The sequence below is a fragment of the Kitasatospora sp. NPDC088548 genome (assembly GCF_044753005.1).
Classification (GTDB): domain Bacteria; phylum Actinomycetota; class Actinomycetes; order Streptomycetales; family Streptomycetaceae; genus Kitasatospora.
The window spans coordinates 100,808-117,981 of sequence record NZ_JBIVMI010000031.1 but is presented as its reverse complement, the minus strand read 5'-3'; the positions used below and the strand labels follow the sequence as shown (position 1 = coordinate 117,981).

The window sequence follows — 17,174 nt, the reverse complement described above, 5'->3', positions numbered from 1 at the left end:
GCGTGAAACGGAGGTCGTCGCCGTGTCCGGCAGATCCCCATGTGGGTGACCAGATCGAACAACCTCAAGCCGATCACCGGAGGTAAAACGACAAGCTAAGGCCAGAGCAGGGTCCGCGACCACTCCGGGGTGCGGACCGGGCCGGTCCGCGTGTAGCGCAGCCGGACGTGACGGCGGTCGTTGTCGCCCTGCCAGAACTCCACTTCGTGCGCCCAGAGCGTGTAGACGGCGTGGCCGGCCGCGACGGTGTCCGGGGTGGCCTCCAGCCGGCGGCGGGCGACCGCGACCGCCTCGTCGTACTCGGCCGGGGAGGCCAGCGGCTCGCTCTGCCGGCCGACCAGCGCCCCGACCCGGGCGGCGGGCGAGCGGGTGGCGAACTCGGCCGCGGCGACCTGGTCGGCGGCCCGCTCGACGGTGCCGCGGACCCGGATCTGACGGCCCAGCGGCGGCCAGTACAGGGTGAGCGCGGCGGCCGGGTGGTCGGCGAGCTGGCGGCCCTTCGGACTGTCGGCGGCGGCCGAGAAGACCCAGCCGGTGCCGGAGGCGTCGACGTCCCGCAGGACCAGCACCCGGGCGTCCGGCAGGCCGTCGGCGTCGACCGTGGAGAGCGTGACCACCTGCGGGTCGAGCACACCGGCCGCGAGAGCGGTGGCGAGCCAGTCGACGAACAGCGGGCCGGGCTCCGCCGGGGCCGCCTCCGCGTCGAAGGACGGCAACGGGCGGGCCATCGGCGGACGGCCGAGCAGCAGCTCGGGTACGGACCTGGGCTCGGGCCTGGTCTCGGACCGGGGCGCGGACCCCGGGTCGGTTCCCGGGTTCGCCCCGGCTACGGGCCTGGTCTCGCCCGGGCCGGTCAGGCCCTCCTCCTCCGCTGCCATCGTGCCTTCCCTCCGGTCGCCTCGGTCGCAGCCCCGGCCGGCCGGGCCGTCGGGGCCCGGGCGCGGGGTGCGCTGTCGGAGCGCAACCGTACCGCCGTGGGCTGACCGCTCGGGCGCGGGCCCTCGCTGTGCGCCCTGTGCGCCCCGTTGCCCGTGCGCCCGTGCGCCCGTGCGCCCGTGCGCCCGGGTTCTTGGCGACAGGCGGCCCCGGACGTGCTGGTGGGCGGTGCCGATGATCGGCACCGCCCACCAGGCCGGTCGCGGTGACCCTTTCCGCTACCCGGTTCCGCGCGGTGACAGCCGCGCGTCGAGTTCCCTGGTCTTCCCTGGTCCGAGTTGTCTTCTCCGACTTCTGTGCGGCGGGCTCTCCGTCGAGTCCTCTGGTCGAGTTACTCCGCGTCGGGCCCTGGTTGGAATCCTGCTCCGGTCTTCTTCGCTTCTTCGCTTCTCCGCTGCGAGCCCGGCCACGGGTGCTCAGCTCACCTGTGGCCGCCCACGTCCGGCGCCCCCGCCGGACGTGACCTCGCTCGGATCAGTGGATTCGGTTGGAGACCGGAGCGAAGACGACGGTGGTGTTCTGGCCACCGTTGGAACCGTCATCGCGGATGCGAGCCATTGAGAGCCTCCCAAAAGCTGTACTTCGTGCGTTGTCTCGGAGTTCGTCGCCCAGACGAACTCCTGCGGGCTGCGACGTCGAGGAACAGACTTCCGCAACAAATCGACAAAGCACCACCTCAAGCCGGAATTTTCGCCCGTTTGCGTGATATCCCAACCTCTGATGAATAACGGGCGCACCCTCTGGACAACGCATCGATACAGCGCCGCTCACCTGGGGCTTTGCCCGGACGGTAGCCTCCTTCCGGGTGAACCGGCGCAGCGCCTGGACACCGGGCGTCGATTCACCCGCCGCACACGGGTGCGGTCGACCTTCCATGTCGACATGTCAAGCCATTCTGCGACCATCCCAAAGTATTACTGGAGGCATCACAGGCAGAAGAGAGAAGGAAATGGGGAGAGGTGAAAATCAGACCGCCTTACCCGGGTTGAGAATCCCCAGCGGATCGAAGACCGCCTTCAACTGCCGCTGCAGTTCCAGCGCCACCGGCCCCAGCTCACGCGCCAGCCAGTCCCGCTTGAGCAGCCCCACCCCGTGCTCCCCGGTGATCGTGCCGCCCAGCTCCAGCCCCAGCGCCATGATCTCGTCGAAGGACCGCTGCGCCCGCGCCGACTCCTCGGGATCGGCGCCGTCGAAGATGACGATCGGATGGGTGTTGCCGTCCCCGGCGTGACTCACCACGCCGATCGTCAGCGCGTGCCGCTCGGCGATCGCGGCGACGCCGTTCAGCATCTCGGCCAGCCGGGAACGGGGCACCGCCACGTCGTCGATCATCGTGGTGCCCAGCCGGTCCAGCGCGGGCAGCGCCAGCCGCCGGGCCTCCAGCAGCAGCTCGGACTCCGCCTGGTCGTCGGCCGGCACCACCTCGGTCGCGCCTGCCGCCCGGCAGATCTCCCCCACCGCCGCCAGCTCGGCCACCTGGTCCGGCCCGTCGAACGCCACCAGCAGCAGCGCCTGGGTCGACTCCGGCAGCCCCATCTGCCCCAGCTCGTTGACGGCCCGCACGGTGACCGCGTCCATCAGCTCCATCAGCGACGGGGTGAGGCCTCGCGCCATCACCTCGCAGACCGCCGCACCCGCCGTGTCCGCGCTCGGGAACTCCGCCGCCAGCGCCAACTGCGGTGCCGGCGCGGGCCGCAGGGCGACCACCGCCCTAACCACCACACCCAGCGTGCCCTCCGAGCCGACCAGCAACCGGGTCAGGTCGTAGCCCGCGACCCCCTTGGCGGTACGGCGGCCGGTGGACAGCAGCCGCCCGTCCGCCAGCACCACGTCCAGCCCGAGCACATACTCGCCGGTGACGCCGTACTTGACGCAGCAGAGCCCGCCCGCGCCGGTCCCGATGTTGCCGCCGATGGTGCAGGTCTCCCAGCTGGACGGGTCCGGCGGGTAGGACAGCCCCAACTCGGATGCCGCCCGGGAGAGTTCGGCGTTCACCACGCCCGGTTCGACCACCGCGATCCGGTTGACCGGGTCGATCTCCAGGATCCGGTTCATCTTCACCATCGACAGCACGATGCAGCCGTCCACGGCGTTGGCCGCGCCGGAGAGCCCGGTGCGGGCACCCTGCGGCACCACGGGGACACGCAGTTCGGTGGCGGTCCGCAGGATGTGCCGCACCTGCTCGACCGTCTCCGGGAAGGCCACCACGGCGGGGGTTCCGGCCACACAGAAGCCCGCCATGTCATGGCTGTAGGCGGCCATCACATCCGGGTCCACCGCCAGGGCGCCGGGCGGGAGCCCCTGCGCCAGCCGGTCCGTCAGATCACTCATCGCCGTCTCCGATCGCCGCCCGGTCGCGCCACCGCCGCACGCGCGGCACGCGCTCTTCCCGCGTGCTTCCCGCTCTGTCCGCACTCTGCCCGCCGACCGGTGGTCGGGCAAGTGCGCCGCTCGGACGTTTCAGAGCCGGACCGGCGGTGCGGCCCCCGGGGCCCCGAGCAGGGCCGGCCTGGACCCCGGCCGGCCGGAGCGGGTACGCGCCCCGGGGCACTGTCCTACGGGCGGCTTACCGGCTCCTGGAACTCCGTCACCCACGCCGCCGGGTCGTCCGGGCACTCCAGGTACAGCTCCCGGGCGTATCCGGCGGAGCGGTAGCCGTTCTCGTCGACGAAGCGGGCCAGCGCCTGGACGGAGCCCATGCTGTCGTCCATCGAACCGCGGTGCACGATGGTCGCCGCCTCCTCGATCACCGGCAGGTCGACCACCTCGAAGCCGCACTCCCCGGCGGGCGCCGGGGCCGCGCCGACCGGGACCGCCGCCCGGACCAGCACCGCGCCGTCCCCGTCCGGGGCGTCCTCGTAGCGGGCCACCGCCGGGCCGGCCCCCTCCACCCCGGCCTCCGCCATCCGCCGGCAGAGCTCCGTGAACAGCGGGCCGATCACCGGTCCGACGTCCTCCGGCTCATAGCTCGCGGCGACCGCCGTCAGTTCGGCCACCCGCACCGACGGCACCCGCTTCACCACGACATCGTGCGCGGACATGGTCCCCTCGCTCTCGATCGTCCGGAGCCTCGCCTCGACCCGGGTCAGCCGCTGGGCGTCCGCCGCCATCGCCGCGGCGAGTTCGGCCCGCCGCAGCCGCAGCATCCCGCGCAGCTCGGCCGCGTCCACCCGCTCGTCCAGGACGTCCCGCACCTGCTGCAGCGTGAAGCCGAGGTCCTTGAGCGCGATCACCCGGTTGAGCCGGGCGAGTTGGGCGGCCTCGTAGAAGCGGTAGCCGCTGGCCCGGTCGACCCGGGCCGGACGCAGCAGGCCGATCGCGTCGTAGTGGCGCAGCATGCGGACCGACACCCGGCCGTGCTTGGCGAAGTCTCCGATGTTGAACATGATGGCTCCCAGTGCAGACCCTCACACCGTGTCATGGTCAAGCACCGGCACCCACGGCCGGGCCGCCGTCCTCACCACCTCGGTCCATGCCGCCTCAGTCCGTGACGTCGAACCCGCGCCGCCGGCCGAGCACTTGGAGGCTGCGTTGACCGGGGATCCCGTTCGCGTCCGCGCCCGAGTAGCCGAGACTGCGCTGGAAGGCCGCGTACGCCTACACCGTCCTGGTGCCGAGCGAGCCGTCCACCCAGCGCTGCTCCAGGTACCCCTCGTCGGCCAGCGCCTGTTCGACGATCCGCACCTCGGGTCCGTACGTCCGGTGGCCCTGTTCGGCGCCGGGGTCGGTCCGGGCGGCCGCGACGATGTGCGCCACCGAGACGCGCCGGGGCGAGGGCAGCGTGCCGAGCAGCCGGCGCAGCGAATCCTCGCCCGGCACGCCGTCCGCGGCGGCCCCCGCGTAGCCCAGACTGAGCTGGTAGTCCTGGTAGTTGAGGGTGTCGGCGTCCCGCCAGTCCTCGTCCGGACCGGCCGTGTAGTGCGAGCCGTGCCCGGACGCCACCAGCGCGTCGCCCACCTGCCGGACCTGCGGGCCGTGCGCGCCGTACCCGTACTCCAGGCCGTTGATGGTCACCCGGTAACGGGCCGGCCCCGGCGTCGACCGGGACGGGGGCGGCGGAGCACCGCCCGCGCCGGCCACGATGCCCGGCAGGACGAGACCGTGGAACTGCTGCACCCGGGCGTCGCCGGGGCAGGCGGTGCCACCGTCCGACCACTCCGGGAAGAGCCGGTGAAAGCCGTAACCGGGGTCGTCGGCGGTGCGGCAGACCCGCAGCGGGATGCCGTGCCGCTGGTGCAGCCAGACCCCGACCGCGATGAACGTCCCGATCTGCGCGGCCGTCCACGGATCGGTGTGCTGGTCGTTGCTGGCCGACTCGATGCTCACCGCGCCGGTGCCGTCCGGCCGGTGGTTCGCGGCCATGTTGGCGTCGGCCCGGGTCTGGGTGCCGATGTACTGGGCGATGCCGCCGTCGTAGCCGACCCCGAAGTGCGACTCCAGGCTGGTCGAGTCCCGCCAGTACTCGTAGATGCGGCGCGGCGTCCAGGGCGCCGCCATGCTGTGAAAGATCACCTGCGTCGGCACGATCGCCGGCTGCGCGTCCGACTCGGGCTGAAGCTCCATCTTCTCAGCGCCGGGGTACCAGGCCATCCGTGTCTCCTCGCCGGGCCCACTCCCAGGGCAGTCCGCCCCTTACCCCCGGCACACGCCCCCTCGCCGCACCCACAAGGACGCCCCCACCCCAAACCCCCCGTTCAGGTGAACCCGCCGCCCCCGGCCCACGGTCGGCCCACCGCCTCCACCCCGGTGGAAAACGCGAAGGGCGGGCGTCGGCCTGGGGCCAACACCCGCCCTGAGCAGGCGGTTTCTCCTACCAGCGGAGAGCGTGGGATTCGAACCCACGGTGACGGGTCACGCCACGACAGTTTTCAAGACTGTTCCCTTAGGCCGCTCGGGCAGCTCTCCAGGCGGAGGTCAGCCTAACGGGTCCGGCGGGGTTCGGTGCACAGGGTTTCGGGGACGGGGTCAGTCGCCGACGCGCTCGGTGAGGGTGACCTTGGTGTTGAAGGTCTGGCCGTTGCGGGTGTACTCGACGTCGACGGTCTCGCCGGGCTTGTGCGTCCAGATCTTGCTGACCAGGGCGGGGCCGTTCTCGATCGGGCTGCCGCCGAGCTTGGTGATGACGTCGCCGGGCTTGAGGCCCGCCTTGTCGGCCGCGCCGCCGGGGGTGACGGCCGGGGTGCCCTGGATGTCGCGGGTCTGGATCTGTGCGCCGTCGCCCTTGTAGTCGTCGTTGCGGAGGACGTCGAGCTTGGCGTAGACGGGCTTGCCGGTCTTGATCAGGGTCTCGGCGACCCACTTGGCCTGGTTGATCGGGATGGCGAAGCCGAGGCCGATGCTGCCGGCCCGGCCGGTGCTGGAGGCGTTGGACTGGATCGCCGAGTTGATGCCGACCACCGCGCCGCTGGAGTCGAGCAGCGGGCCGCCGGAGTTGCCGGGGTTGATCGAGGCGTCGGTCTGCAGGGCGTTCATGTACGAGGACTGGGCGCCGGTCTCGTCGCCGGAGGCGACCGGGCGGTCCTTCGCGCTGATGATGCCGGTGGTGACGGTGGACTCCAGGCCGTACGGGGCACCGATGGCGATGGTGGAGTCGCCGACGTTGACCTTGTCGGAGTCGGCCAGCGGAAGCGGGGTCAGCTTGTCCCCCTTCGGGGGGTTGTCCAGCTTGACCACGGCCACGTCGTAGCCCTCGGCGCGGCCGAGCACGGAGGCGTTGTAGGAGCTGCCGTCGGCGAACTTGACGGTCAGTTTGCCGCCGTTGGAGGCGGGCGCCACCACGTGGTTGTTGGTGAGGATGTGGCCCTCGGTGTCGAAGACGAAGCCGGTGCCGGTGCCGGACTCGCCGTTGCCCTGCGCCTTGATGGTGACGACGCTGGGCAGCGCCTTCTGCGCGATGCCGGCGACGGAGCCGGGGGCGGGCTCGTTCTTCTCCGGGCTGTTGGCCTGCACGGTGGTGCTGCGGCGGTCGTTCGCGGAGCTGGCGCTGTTGTCGTTGCGGTCGGCGATGGTCACGCCGAGCGCGCCGCCGGCCACACCGGCGACCAGGGCGACGGCGGCGATCAGGGCGACCAGGCCGCCGCGCTTCTTGCGCGGACCGCCGGGGCCGGACGTACCGGGGTACTCGGGTGGGTAGCCGAGCGGGCCGCCGGGGTGGCCGGGACCGCCGGCGCCGCCGGCCGAGGAGTCGTGCGGGCCCCAGCCGCCGAGCGGCTGGCCCGCGCCGAAGGGGTGCTGCTGCGCGGGCGGGCCCGCCGGGGCGCCGTACGGGTCGTGGGCTGCGGCGGGCGGGGCACCGTACGGGTCGTGCGCCGCGGCGGCCGGGGCGCCGTACGGGTCGTGCGCCGCGGCGGCCGGGGCGCCCGTGGTGGCGTACGGGTTGACGGCGGGCGCGACGGGCGCCGTCGGCAGGGCCGGTGCCTCGGCGAGCGCCGTGGCGGGCGCGGCCGGCGGCCCCGCCGGGGCGGGCGGCACGACCGGCGGCGGGGCGTCGATGTACCCCGGGCCGGGGTGGCCGGCCTCGACCGGGGCGGGCGCGGACACGGGAGCGTCGGCAGCCGCGGCCGCGGCGGGTGCCTCGGCCGGCGCCGGGGCGCTGATCTTGCTGAACGCCAGCGTCGGCGTGGATCCGCCGGCCGCCGGAGCGGCGGGCGCGGCGGGCACCGCCGGTGCCACGTCGGTGGTGGTCCGGTCGGCGGGCGCCTGTGCGGGGGTGGCAGCGGCGGACGCGGACTGCTGCGCCGGACCGTCATGAGCGGGACCCACCACCCCCTGGCCGCCGGAGGGCTGTTCCCCCTGCGGCCCGGTGGACCCAACCTCGCGCTCGGTGCTCACGGACGACCTCCATAGCTGACAGGACCAAGAAGCATAGTTTTTCGCACACTCGATTCGATTGCCGTAAGGACCCTTCTGAAGAAGTCATAAGAATCCTTAGCCAGGCCCGACGGCCCCGTCCGGAAACCCGGCCGAACGCCCCCGAACCACCACCCCCACCGGCCGCTCGCCCACCGCCGCCGGATGTCCCTCGCGGCCGGGGCGCCCAGCGCCTGGCCTTGGCGTTCACCCCCGTGCCGGTTAGCCTGTCGCTCACAACTGACACGCGGGAGCTTGGACCTTCCCAGGCTGAGAGTGCGCTGGTCGACCGTACGCCACGACGTCCGTGGGCGGACCGTCGAGGGGGCGCTGACCGCCGGAACCTGTCCGGGTAATGCCGGCGTAGGGAGTATCGGCCATGCCGCCTGCTTCGCCATCCTCTTCTTCGGGCGCGCCCGCGTCCAAGGGTTTCTCCGAACCGTCCACGACCGTTCACTCCGACGCCGGTCCCCCCGTGCCCGGTTCCGCCGCCGTGCCCGGCTCCCCCACCGCGACCGGTGCCGCCGCGGCCACCGCCGTCCTGGACCGGCCGGACCGGTCCGAGCGGGTCGAGGCGCCGCTCGTCCTGGACACCGAGCCGCCGCGCACGCTCCGCTTCCGCGACCACTTCGCGCTCTGGATGAACCTCGGCGTCAGCCTGATCGGCTTCACCACCGCCGCCACCGTGCTGGGCGCGCGGGGCAGCGAGCTCTCCCTGGCCGCCGCCGTGACCGCGATCGCGGCCGGGACCGTGGTCGGCACCGCGATGCTCGGTGTGGCCGCCCTGATCGGGGCCCGTACCGGCGCACCGGCGATGGCGAACCTGCGCGGGCTGTTCGGGACGAAGCTCTCGTACGTGCCGACGGTGCTGAACATCGTCCAGTGCGTCGGCTGGGGCGTGTACGAGCTGCTGGTGATCGCGATGGGCGCGCAGACCGTCGTCCACACCGAGGGCTACCGCTGGGCCTTCGTCCTGCTGGCGGGCGCGCTGACCACCGCGCTGACCATCTGGCCGCTGGGCTCGATCGCGGTGCTGCGGCGGTTCGTCGCCGGGGCGGTCGCGGTCGCGATGGTGTACTTCACCGTCCAGCTGGGCCGGCACGGCGTGCCGGACCCGGGCGCGGGCAACTGGCACGGCTTCCTGAAGGCCACCGACGCGATGATCGCGGTGTCGATCTCCTTCGTGCCGCTGGCCGCCGACTACACCCGGCACTCGCGCACCCCGCGCGCCGCGTTCTGGGGCAGCTTCTCCGGCTACACCGTCGCCCAGGTCTGGTGCTACGTGCTGGGCCTGATCGCGCTGCTGCAGTCCGGCGGCGACCCGGACCGGATCTTCGACTCCTTCCTGGGCGTCTGGGCCGGCTGGGCGTTCCTGCTGGTGCTGGTCCTGCGCGAGACGGACCAGTCCTTCGCCAACGTGTACTCGACCGCGATGTCCGTCCACAACCTGCTGCCCAGGGTGGACCGCCGGGTGCTGACCGGCGGGACCGGGCTGCTGATCACGGTGCTGGCCCTGCAGATCACCGAGTTCACCGACTCCTACTACGCCTTCCTGGGCCTGATCGGCTCGGTGTTCGTGCCGATGTTCGCGGTGCTGGCGGTCGACTACTTCCTCGGCGCCGGCCGGCGCGGCTGGAACCTCTCCGCCGACGCGCCGTCCCGCCGGCTGATGCTGCTGCCGTGGGCGCTGGGCTTCGTCGTCTACCAGCTGATCGCGCCGACCGCGATCGCCGGCTGGTGGACGGACTTCTGGACCTCCGTCCAGGGGGCGCTGCACTTCACCCCGCAGGAGTGGACCTCGGCCTCGCTGTTCGGCTTCCTGGTGCCGGCCCTGGCCACCTGGGCGCTCACCCCGCTGACCCGCCGGGACGCGCGGGACTGATCCGCCCCCCACGCGAAGACGGCCCCTCAGGTTGGGGCCGTCTTCGTTTTCGCGTCACTTCCGCCGCCTATCGTGGGACGTGTGACCAGCCCCGACCTCCCCCCGGCGGCGGCGCGCACCGCGCCGTCCGTCCAGGTGATCGCCCACCGCGGATCCTCGTACGCGCTGCCCGAGCACACGCTCGCCGCCTACCGGCGGGCGCTCACCGAGGGCGCCGACGCGGTCGAGTGCGATGTCCGGGTCACGGCCGACGGACATCTGGTCTGTGTGCACGACCGCAGGATCGGCCGGGTCTCGGACGGCCGCGGCACGGTGTCCGCGATGACGCTGGCCGAGCTGGAGGCGCACGACTTCGGCGCCTGGAAGACGGGCGCACCGAGCGCGGACCCGGAGCTGCGGGGCGTTCTGCGGCTGGAGAGCCTGCTGGAGCTGGTCGCGGACTGCGGACGCCCGGTGGACCTGGCGATCGAGACCAAGCACCCGGTCCGTTTCCGGGGCCGGGTGGAGGCCGAGCTCCTGCGGATGCTGGACCGGTTCAAGATCACCGGAGACCCCGCGGACGGCCGCCCGCAGGCCCGGATCATGAGCTTCTCCGCGCTGGCGCTCGCCCGGGTGGCCGCCACCGCGCCGCAGTACCCGAGGGTGTTCCTGTTCGAGCGCGGCCTGCCGCTGCGGGGCCGGCTGCGCCCGGGCGCGACGCTGCCGGGCGGGGCCGGGATCGCCGGGCCCGGCATCGAGCTGGTGCGGGCCAGGCCGCGGCTGGTGACGCGACTGCGCGAGCTGGGCCACCAGGTGCACGTCTGGACCGTGGACGAGCCGGCCGACGTGGAGCTGTGCCTGGAGCTCGGGGTGTCGGCGATCATCACCAACCGCCCGGCCGAGGTCCTCGCCCAGCTCGGCCGGTGAACCAAACCTGCTGCCGACAATTTTTGCCGGAAATTATGCGTTTTCACGACGGAGGGTGAGCACGGAATCACCTGCCGCCCACCCTGGGTCGCGCGGTTTGAAATGTCCGCGCGGGATCGCCCCGCAGTCGTTTCCGACGCATTACCAAGGGGCATCCATCCCTCGGCATACGCTGAAGGAGGTCCGGGGGTGGCGTTGATGGTGGCGCGTGAAGTGCCGACTTCATCGACCATGGCAGTGCCGCACGGCCCAGCGAGTGTCGGGGTCGCACGGCGCCGACTGCGTCGAGATCTGGGCGACCGGGAGATACCCGAACCGGTCATTGATGATGCTGTTCTGATCCTTTCCGAACTGCTGAGTAATGCCTGTCGCTATGCGCGGCCGCTCGGGCCATTGCCCGCGCTCGGCCGCAGCGCCCGGGCGGAGGTCGTGGACCAGGTGCTCGTCGGGGTCCCCACCGCGGGCCAGGGCGCCAGGACGGCCGCGCACCCACAGCCGGACGGCGGCGACGGCGGGGTCCTGGTGCGCTGGCAGATGCACGCGGACGGGATCCTCACGCTGGAGGTCACCGACGGCGGGGCGCAGACCCGCCCGACGCCCGCCGGCCCGTCCCTGACCTCGCGCGGCGGCCGCGGCCTGAGCATCGTCGGCCAGCTGGCCAGCGACTGGGGTGTGCGCGACGCTCCCGGCGAAGTGACGGTGTGGGCGGCACTGCCCGCCCGGGCCCGCCACGCCCGACGGACCGGCGGTGATGCCCGCAGCGCCTGAGCGGGCCGGACCCGCCCGTCCGCGCGCCCCCGCGCCCCGTCCGCGCGCGCCGCCACCCACGCCCCGCCCCGACGTGTGTCCACGCGCCGGGGGAACGTCAGTAGGCTGCCCGGAGCACAACACAACCGTCCCCGGGAGAGCCGCACCATGGGCAAGAAGGCCGCCAAGAAGGCGCCGCAGCGCAGCCAGTCCACCACCGCCGCCACGGGCGAGATCCCCGTGGTCGGGGCCCGCGAGAACTGCCCCTGCGGTTCCGGCCGCCGGTACAAGGCGTGTCACGGCCGGGATGCCTCGCACGCCGTGCAGGAGCTGGTGCACCGCCCGTTCGAGGGGCTGCCGGGCGAGGCCGACTGGGTCGCGCTGCGCGAGCTGGTGCCGGCCGCGACGGTGCCGCTGACGCTGGCCGCCGGGGTGGCCGAGGCCGCCAACGGCGAGGTCCCGTCGGTGACGCTGGCGACCGTCCTGCCGCTGGCCTGGCCCGCGCTGCGCCGCCCGGACGGCTCGATCCTGCTCGGCCTGCAGACCCAGTCCGCCTCCGGCGACCTGAGCCGCGACCTCGCGGACGCCCTGGAGCTGGCCCTGGCCACCGAGCCGGGCACCCCGGTACCCGCCCGCCGGACCGTCCCGGGCGGCCGCCGTCTGCAGGATCTGCTGGACCTCGACGCCGGGTTCACGCCGGCCGTGCACACCGGCTTCGAGTTCTGGCTGGAGGACGCCGAGGCCGCCACCGGCGAGGTGGCCGCCTCGCTGGAGCGCGCCAACGCCTCGGCGATCCCCACCGAGAAGCTCGGCAGCGTCGACTCCGCCTACTGGTGCGGCACTCCGGACAAGAACCACCTGCGCTGGGTGATGACGGTGCCGGAGGAGCAACTGCTGGACGCGCTGGCCCGGCTGACCGCCGCCGACCAGTCCTCGGTCGGCCCGGACACCCGCCTGGTCGGCTCGTTCCGCGCGCACGGGCTGACCGTCCCGGTCTGGGACCTGCCGGTGGCCATGACGGCGGCCGACTGCGAGAAGCCGGCCGCCGAGTTCGCCGAGCGGCTCGCCGCCACGCTGGCCGACAACACCCCGCTGACGGCCGAGGAGCGGCGCGCCCGGGCAAACCTGGTGAACCGTCAGGTCACCTTGAACTAAAGGCGACCAGGATCGGGTGATACGCGTCACATTACCCCTCGCCGACCGCAATTTCCGGGCGGGGAAGGGTCCTTGGAAATTGGCGCGGGCGCGGATCCTTGTTACTGTCTAAAGAGTCCGGTCGCTGGTGCATCCCCCGTCGCCAGCGACCGGATCTTTTGTTTTCCCGAACGGCCGCCCGCGTGCGGCCGGCGCACGGGACGGCGCACGAGCGGCTGGTCCGCCCGCACGATCCCGCCGTACACGATCACTCGCGCACGACCCCGCCGCACCCGGTCAGTACGCCGAGCGGCCGGTGTCCAGCCGGACCGTCGCCTCGACCAACTCCCCCAGCAGCGGACCGACCTGGGGCAGCCAGACCCCGCCGCCGGCCGCCGGCCGCGGCGGCAGCACCCAGCGCACCCGCCCGCCGGACCCGCCACCGGGCGGCAGCGGCAGGAACCCACCCGACCCGTGATAACGCAACGAGCCCGGCACCCATGGCAGTTGGGCGAGCATCTCGCCGAGCACGTCGAGCGAGTACGGGGCGACCAGCATCGCGTACCGGCCGGGCATCGCCAGCACCGGGCCGAGCGGCAGCCGCAGCGCGCCGAGGTAGGCGAGCGCCCTGGCACCGGCCGCCGCGGGCAGGCTGACCGCCGAGACCACCCCGCCGGTGGCGGCCAGCACCGGCGCGTCCGGGCTCTGCCGCTCCCACCACCAGCGCACCATCCGGGCGTCGGTGGTGGCCGCGAGCAGCGGCGGGTCGTGCGGGTGGGCACCGGGGACGGCGCAGCCCGGATCCCCGCAGGAGCACTGCCCGGCAGTCAGCAGCGCGCCCGGCACCACGGGCCAGCGATGGTCCACGGCGGCGGCCAGCGCGGCGGCCAGCCGGGCGGAACGGGCCGATGACCGGCCCCTCGGATTCTCACGCATGGCGCTCGTTCCTTTCCGTGACCGCTCGGTTCGCTCAAAGCCCGCCGGCGTACGTCGGGAAGCGCCGTGCGGGCCCCGCGAAGGCGCGATGCTGGCGGGGCCGGGCGGCAGGACGGACGAACGGCGTGACGGGCGTGAAGCACGGTGTGGAGCACGACCTGAAGGACCGCGGAATAGAACAGCCCTTGGAACGAGAATCCCGTACGCGACCGGATGGACGCCGCCCGGGGGCGGTTGGTTCCACCGTACGAGTGAGTGTCTTCCGGCCAGCCCGGCCGACGGACGGCGAAAGCATACGATCCGGACGGCCGCCGGAGCCGTCAGGACGGTTCTGCCCGTTCTCCCGGAGCTCCATGCCGTCCGAGGCCGACCGGCGCGCGTACGAACCGGACGCGCCCGCCGTACGGGCTCCGAAGCATGTGGAACCGGCCACCGCGTCGTCCTGGATCTGGACATGCCCCGAATGGCCTGTGTAGAAGTGGTGGCATTGCTGTCGATCAATGACGAGTAGTAGCGAATCGAGGCGAAACGCGCCCTTTGGCCGTCCTCGCTCCAATCGGCCGTACCTGGGGGTTCCGCATGACACGTACCACCGCGTCAGGAGTGGCGGCATGAACGAGTCCCACCCATCGTCGACTCCCTCCGAGCCGGGCGAGCCCGGCTGCGTCAGCGGGCTCTCGGTGCTCGACCCGCCGGGCCGCCACCGCCCGGTGCTCGGCCCCGCCGAGCAGCAGTGCCCCACACCCGAGAGCCGAACCGCACCCCCGACGGCGGTGCAGGACCGTTTGGCCGGACGGCTGTCCGATTTCACCAGCCTGCACGAGCACACCGCGCGGCTCGCCCGTGCCCGGGGCCTCGACGCCACCCTGACCGCCGTCCTGGAGTCCGTCGGCGCGCTGCTCGGCGCCCGGCGCGCGCTGCTGGTCACCGCCATGCCCGGCGGCGGGCCCAGCCAGCCGGTCGGCCTCGGCCTGGACCGCGCCAGCCTCGGCGCGCTGGAGACCGTGCCGCCCGAGCAGAGCCTGCTCGGGCGGCTGCTGCGCGAGCACGACCGGCCCGCCCGGGTGCGGTCCCACGACCTCGCCGGCGACCCCGCCATCGGCACCCGGCTGCGCGAGGTCGCCGTCCACCTCGGCCTCGGCGGTTGTTACGGCCTGCCGCTGGCCACCGAGGAGGACGGCCCGCTGGCCTCCGCCCTCTGGTTCTACGACGAGCCCGCCGGCCCGACCGAGCGCCAGTGCGAGCTGGCCCGCCGGTACTGCGAGGTCGCCGCGCCGCTGCTGGCCAAGCAACTGGACGCGGACCGGGCCCGACGCACCACCGAGGCGCTGCGCCGGGGTCTGCTGCCGGACCACCTCCCCCGGCCCGCCGGACTGCGGCTGGCCGCCCGGCTCGTCCCGGCCGGGCTGGACCGCTCGGCCGGCAGCGACTGGTACGACGCCATCCCGCTGCCGGACGGAACCGTCGGCCTCACCGTCGGCAGCGTCTCCGGCGACGGCCTGGGCGCCGGCCCCGGCTCCGCCCCGGGCGCGGCCGCCGCGATGGGCCGGATCCGGGCCGCGCTGCGGGCGTACGCCGTGCTGGAGGGCGAGGACCCGGTCTCCGTCCTCGGCGACCTGGAGCTGCTGCTCAAGACCACCGAGCCGGCCCGGACCGCCACCGCCGTCTACGCCTGGGTGGAGCCGGAGGAGCGCCGGATCACCCTGGCCGGCGCCGGGCACTGCCCGCCGGTGCTGGTCGGCCGGCACGGCGCCGAGTTCGTGGAGACCTCGCTCTCCGCCCCGCTCGGCATGCTGGCCTGCTGGGAGGCGCCCGGGGTCGAGCTGACCGCCGAGCCCGGCGACACCCTGGTGCTCTACACCGACGGCCTGGCCCGCCGCTGCGGCCCCACCCTGCACGCCGGACAGGCCAACCTGCGCCGGGCCGCCGCCGACGCCCCGCGCGACGTGCGGATCGACCCGGACCGGCTCTGCGCCCACCTGCTGGCCGTCTGCGCGGGCCGGGACACCGGGCCGGCCACCGACGACCTGATGCTGCTCGCCGCGCGCTTCGAGTAAGCCCGAGCGAGTGAGCCCGGGCGCGCGGGGTACGCCCGCGCGCGCCCGGTGAACCCGCGCCCCCGCCACCCCGACCCCGAACAGGTGAGCGGCCGGGCGTCCGTACCATGGACGCACGGCCGCCCCCGCGTGTCGCGATCCGACGCTCCCGGGGCGGCACACCACCCCGCAAGGAGGCGACGTACGTGACCGAGGACCGCACCCCGGCGGTGGCCGAGAACCCTGAGGCCACCGGCGGCGACGAGGAACCGCAGCAGTTCAAGGGCCGCAAGAACGGCCTCTACTCCGAGGTCTCCGACGAACTCGCCGCCTCGATGAAGTCCGGCTGGGCCGACACCGAGCTGCACGGCCTCACCCCGGTCGCGCAGGCCCCGTACGCGGCCGAGCGCCGCGCCCGGCTGTCCGCCGCCTACCCCGGCGAGCGCCTGGTGGTCCCGGCCGGCACCCTGCGGGTCCGCTCCAACGACACCGACTACGCCTTCCGCGCCTCCAGCGAGTACGTGCACCTCACCGGCGACCAGACCGAGGACGCGGTGCTGGTCGCCGAGCCCACCGGCGACGCCGGCCACGAGTTCGGCCTCTACCTGCTGCCCCGCTCCAACCGCGAGAACGGCGAGTTCTGGCTGGACGGCTACGGCGAGCTGTGGGTCGGCCGCCGGCACAGCCTCACCGAGCAGGAGCAGCTGCTCGGGCTTCCGGTCCGCGACGTCCGCGAGGCCGGCGCGGAGCTGGCCGCCCGCGCCGCCGCCTCCCCCGTGCCGACCCGGATCGTGCGCGACTACGACGCCGGTCTGGAGGAGGCCCTGGCCGGTGTGCTCGACCCGGAGCGGGACGCGGCGTTCAAGGAGTTCCTGAGCGGCCTGCGGCTGGTCAAGGACGAGTGGGAGATCGGCGAGCTGCGCGCCGCCTGCACCGCCACCGTCAACGGCTTCACCGACGTGGTGCGCGAGCTAGGCCAGGCCGTCGCCACCTCCGAGCGCTGGATCGAGGGCACCTTCTGGCGCCGCGCCCGGGTCGAGGGCAACGACGTCGGCTACGGCTCGATCTGCGCCGCCGGCCCGCACGCGACCACCCTGCACTGGGTGCGCAACGACGGCGCCGTCCGCCCCGGCGAGCTGCTGCTGCTGGACGCCGGCGTGGAGACCAACACCCTCTACACCGCCGATGTCACCCGCACCCTGCCGATCAACGGCCGGTTCAACGACCTCCAGCGCAAGATCTACCAGGCGGTCTACGACGCCCAGGAGGCCGGCATCGCCGCGGTGAAGCCCGGCGCGGGCTTCCGCGACTTCCACACCGCCTCGCAGCGCGTCCTCGCCGAGCGCCTGCTCGCCTGGGGCCTGCTGGACGCCTCGGCGTACGACGTGGAGAAGGTCCTGGAGCTGGGCCTCCAGCGCCGCTGGACCCTGCACGGCACCGGCCACATGCTCGGCCTGGACGTCCACGACTGCGCCCACTCCCGCCGTGAGGAGCACGTGGACGCGCTGCTGGTGCCCGGCATGGTGCTCACCGTCGAGCCCGGTCTGTACTTCCAGCAGGACGACCTGACCGTGCCCGAGGAGTACCGCGGCATCGGCGTCCGCATCGAGGACGACATCCTGGTCACCGCCGACGGCAACGAGAACCTCTCCGCGGGCCTGCCCCGCCGCGCCGACGAGGTCGAGGCCTGGATGGCCTCGCTCGCCTGAGCCGACGTACGCAACGGGCCCGGCTCCCCCTCAGGCAGG

12 protein-coding genes, 1 tRNA gene and 1 riboswitch are annotated in these 17,174 nt (G+C 73.6%); of the genes, 6 read left to right on the top strand and 7 right to left on the bottom strand.

What is annotated here, in order from left to right:
- Positions 1-95 precede the first annotated feature (95 nt).
- From ACIP82_RS31580 to ACIP82_RS31555, 6 genes are all read right to left on the bottom strand, one after another.
- Positions 96-878: a pyridoxal 5'-phosphate synthase gene (locus ACIP82_RS31580; protein WP_400658407.1), complete on the bottom strand. Its 783-nt coding sequence runs from the start codon at positions 876-878 to the stop codon at positions 96-98.
- Between the two features lie 1,024 nt (positions 879-1,902).
- Complete coding sequence (locus ACIP82_RS31575) at positions 1,903-3,267, bottom strand: FAD-binding oxidoreductase (protein WP_400658405.1); 1,365 nt, start codon at positions 3,265-3,267, stop codon at positions 1,903-1,905.
- Positions 3,268-3,491: 224 nt separating this feature from the next.
- Complete coding sequence (locus ACIP82_RS31570; RefSeq protein WP_363603892.1) at positions 3,492-4,322, bottom strand: MerR family transcriptional regulator; 831 nt, start codon at positions 4,320-4,322, stop codon at positions 3,492-3,494.
- A 211-nt stretch (positions 4,323-4,533) separates the two neighbouring features.
- Positions 4,534-5,526, bottom strand: coding sequence for a peptidoglycan-binding protein (locus ACIP82_RS31565; protein WP_400658403.1), 993 nt, complete (start codon positions 5,524-5,526; stop codon positions 4,534-4,536).
- A gap of 227 nt (positions 5,527-5,753) precedes the next feature.
- Positions 5,754-5,841, bottom strand: a tRNA-Ser gene (locus ACIP82_RS31560).
- 60 nt (positions 5,842-5,901) lie between these two features.
- Positions 5,902-7,767 carry a S1C family serine protease gene (locus ACIP82_RS31555; RefSeq protein ID WP_400658401.1) on the bottom strand — a complete coding sequence of 622 codons (1,866 nt, stop codon included), beginning with the start codon at positions 7,765-7,767 and terminating at the stop codon, positions 5,902-5,904.
- Positions 7,768-8,022: 255 nt separating this feature from the next.
- Positions 8,023-8,172: riboswitch (TPP riboswitch) on the top strand.
- A gap of 88 nt (positions 8,173-8,260) precedes the next feature.
- Between ACIP82_RS31555 and ACIP82_RS31550 the strand changes: the two genes are divergently transcribed.
- The 4 genes from ACIP82_RS31550 (at position 8,261) to ACIP82_RS31535 (ending at position 12,475) form a co-directional block, all read left to right on the top strand.
- Entirely contained in the window at positions 8,261-9,667 is a 1,407-nt protein-coding gene (locus ACIP82_RS31550) for a purine-cytosine permease family protein (RefSeq protein WP_400658399.1), read from the top strand.
- Between the two features lie 81 nt (positions 9,668-9,748).
- Complete coding sequence (locus ACIP82_RS31545; protein WP_363603887.1) at positions 9,749-10,573, top strand: glycerophosphodiester phosphodiesterase family protein; 825 nt, start codon at positions 9,749-9,751, stop codon at positions 10,571-10,573.
- Between the two features lie 393 nt (positions 10,574-10,966).
- Positions 10,967-11,341 (top strand): ATP-binding protein, encoded by a 375-nt coding sequence (locus ACIP82_RS31540; RefSeq protein ID WP_400658396.1) that lies wholly within the window; start codon positions 10,967-10,969, stop codon positions 11,339-11,341.
- Positions 11,342-11,488: 147 nt separating this feature from the next.
- Positions 11,489-12,475 carry a DUF5926 family protein gene (locus ACIP82_RS31535; RefSeq protein ID WP_400658394.1) on the top strand — a complete coding sequence of 329 codons (987 nt, stop codon included), beginning with the start codon at positions 11,489-11,491 and terminating at the stop codon, positions 12,473-12,475.
- 276 nt (positions 12,476-12,751) lie between these two features.
- Here ACIP82_RS31535 and ACIP82_RS31530 read toward each other — a convergent pair whose 3' ends face one another.
- Positions 12,752-13,390, bottom strand: a complete 639-nt coding sequence (locus tag ACIP82_RS31530; protein ID WP_363603883.1) for a bifunctional DNA primase/polymerase — start codon at positions 13,388-13,390, stop codon at positions 12,752-12,754.
- Between the two features lie 611 nt (positions 13,391-14,001).
- Between ACIP82_RS31530 and ACIP82_RS31525 the strand changes: the two genes are divergently transcribed.
- Positions 14,002-15,447 (top strand): PP2C family protein-serine/threonine phosphatase, encoded by a 1,446-nt coding sequence (locus ACIP82_RS31525; RefSeq protein WP_400658391.1) that lies wholly within the window; start codon positions 14,002-14,004, stop codon positions 15,445-15,447.
- A 185-nt stretch (positions 15,448-15,632) separates the two neighbouring features.
- Positions 15,633-17,135 (top strand): aminopeptidase P family protein, encoded by a 1,503-nt coding sequence (locus ACIP82_RS31520; protein WP_400658389.1) that lies wholly within the window; start codon positions 15,633-15,635, stop codon positions 17,133-17,135.
- The last annotated feature ends 39 nt before the right edge of the window (positions 17,136-17,174 follow it).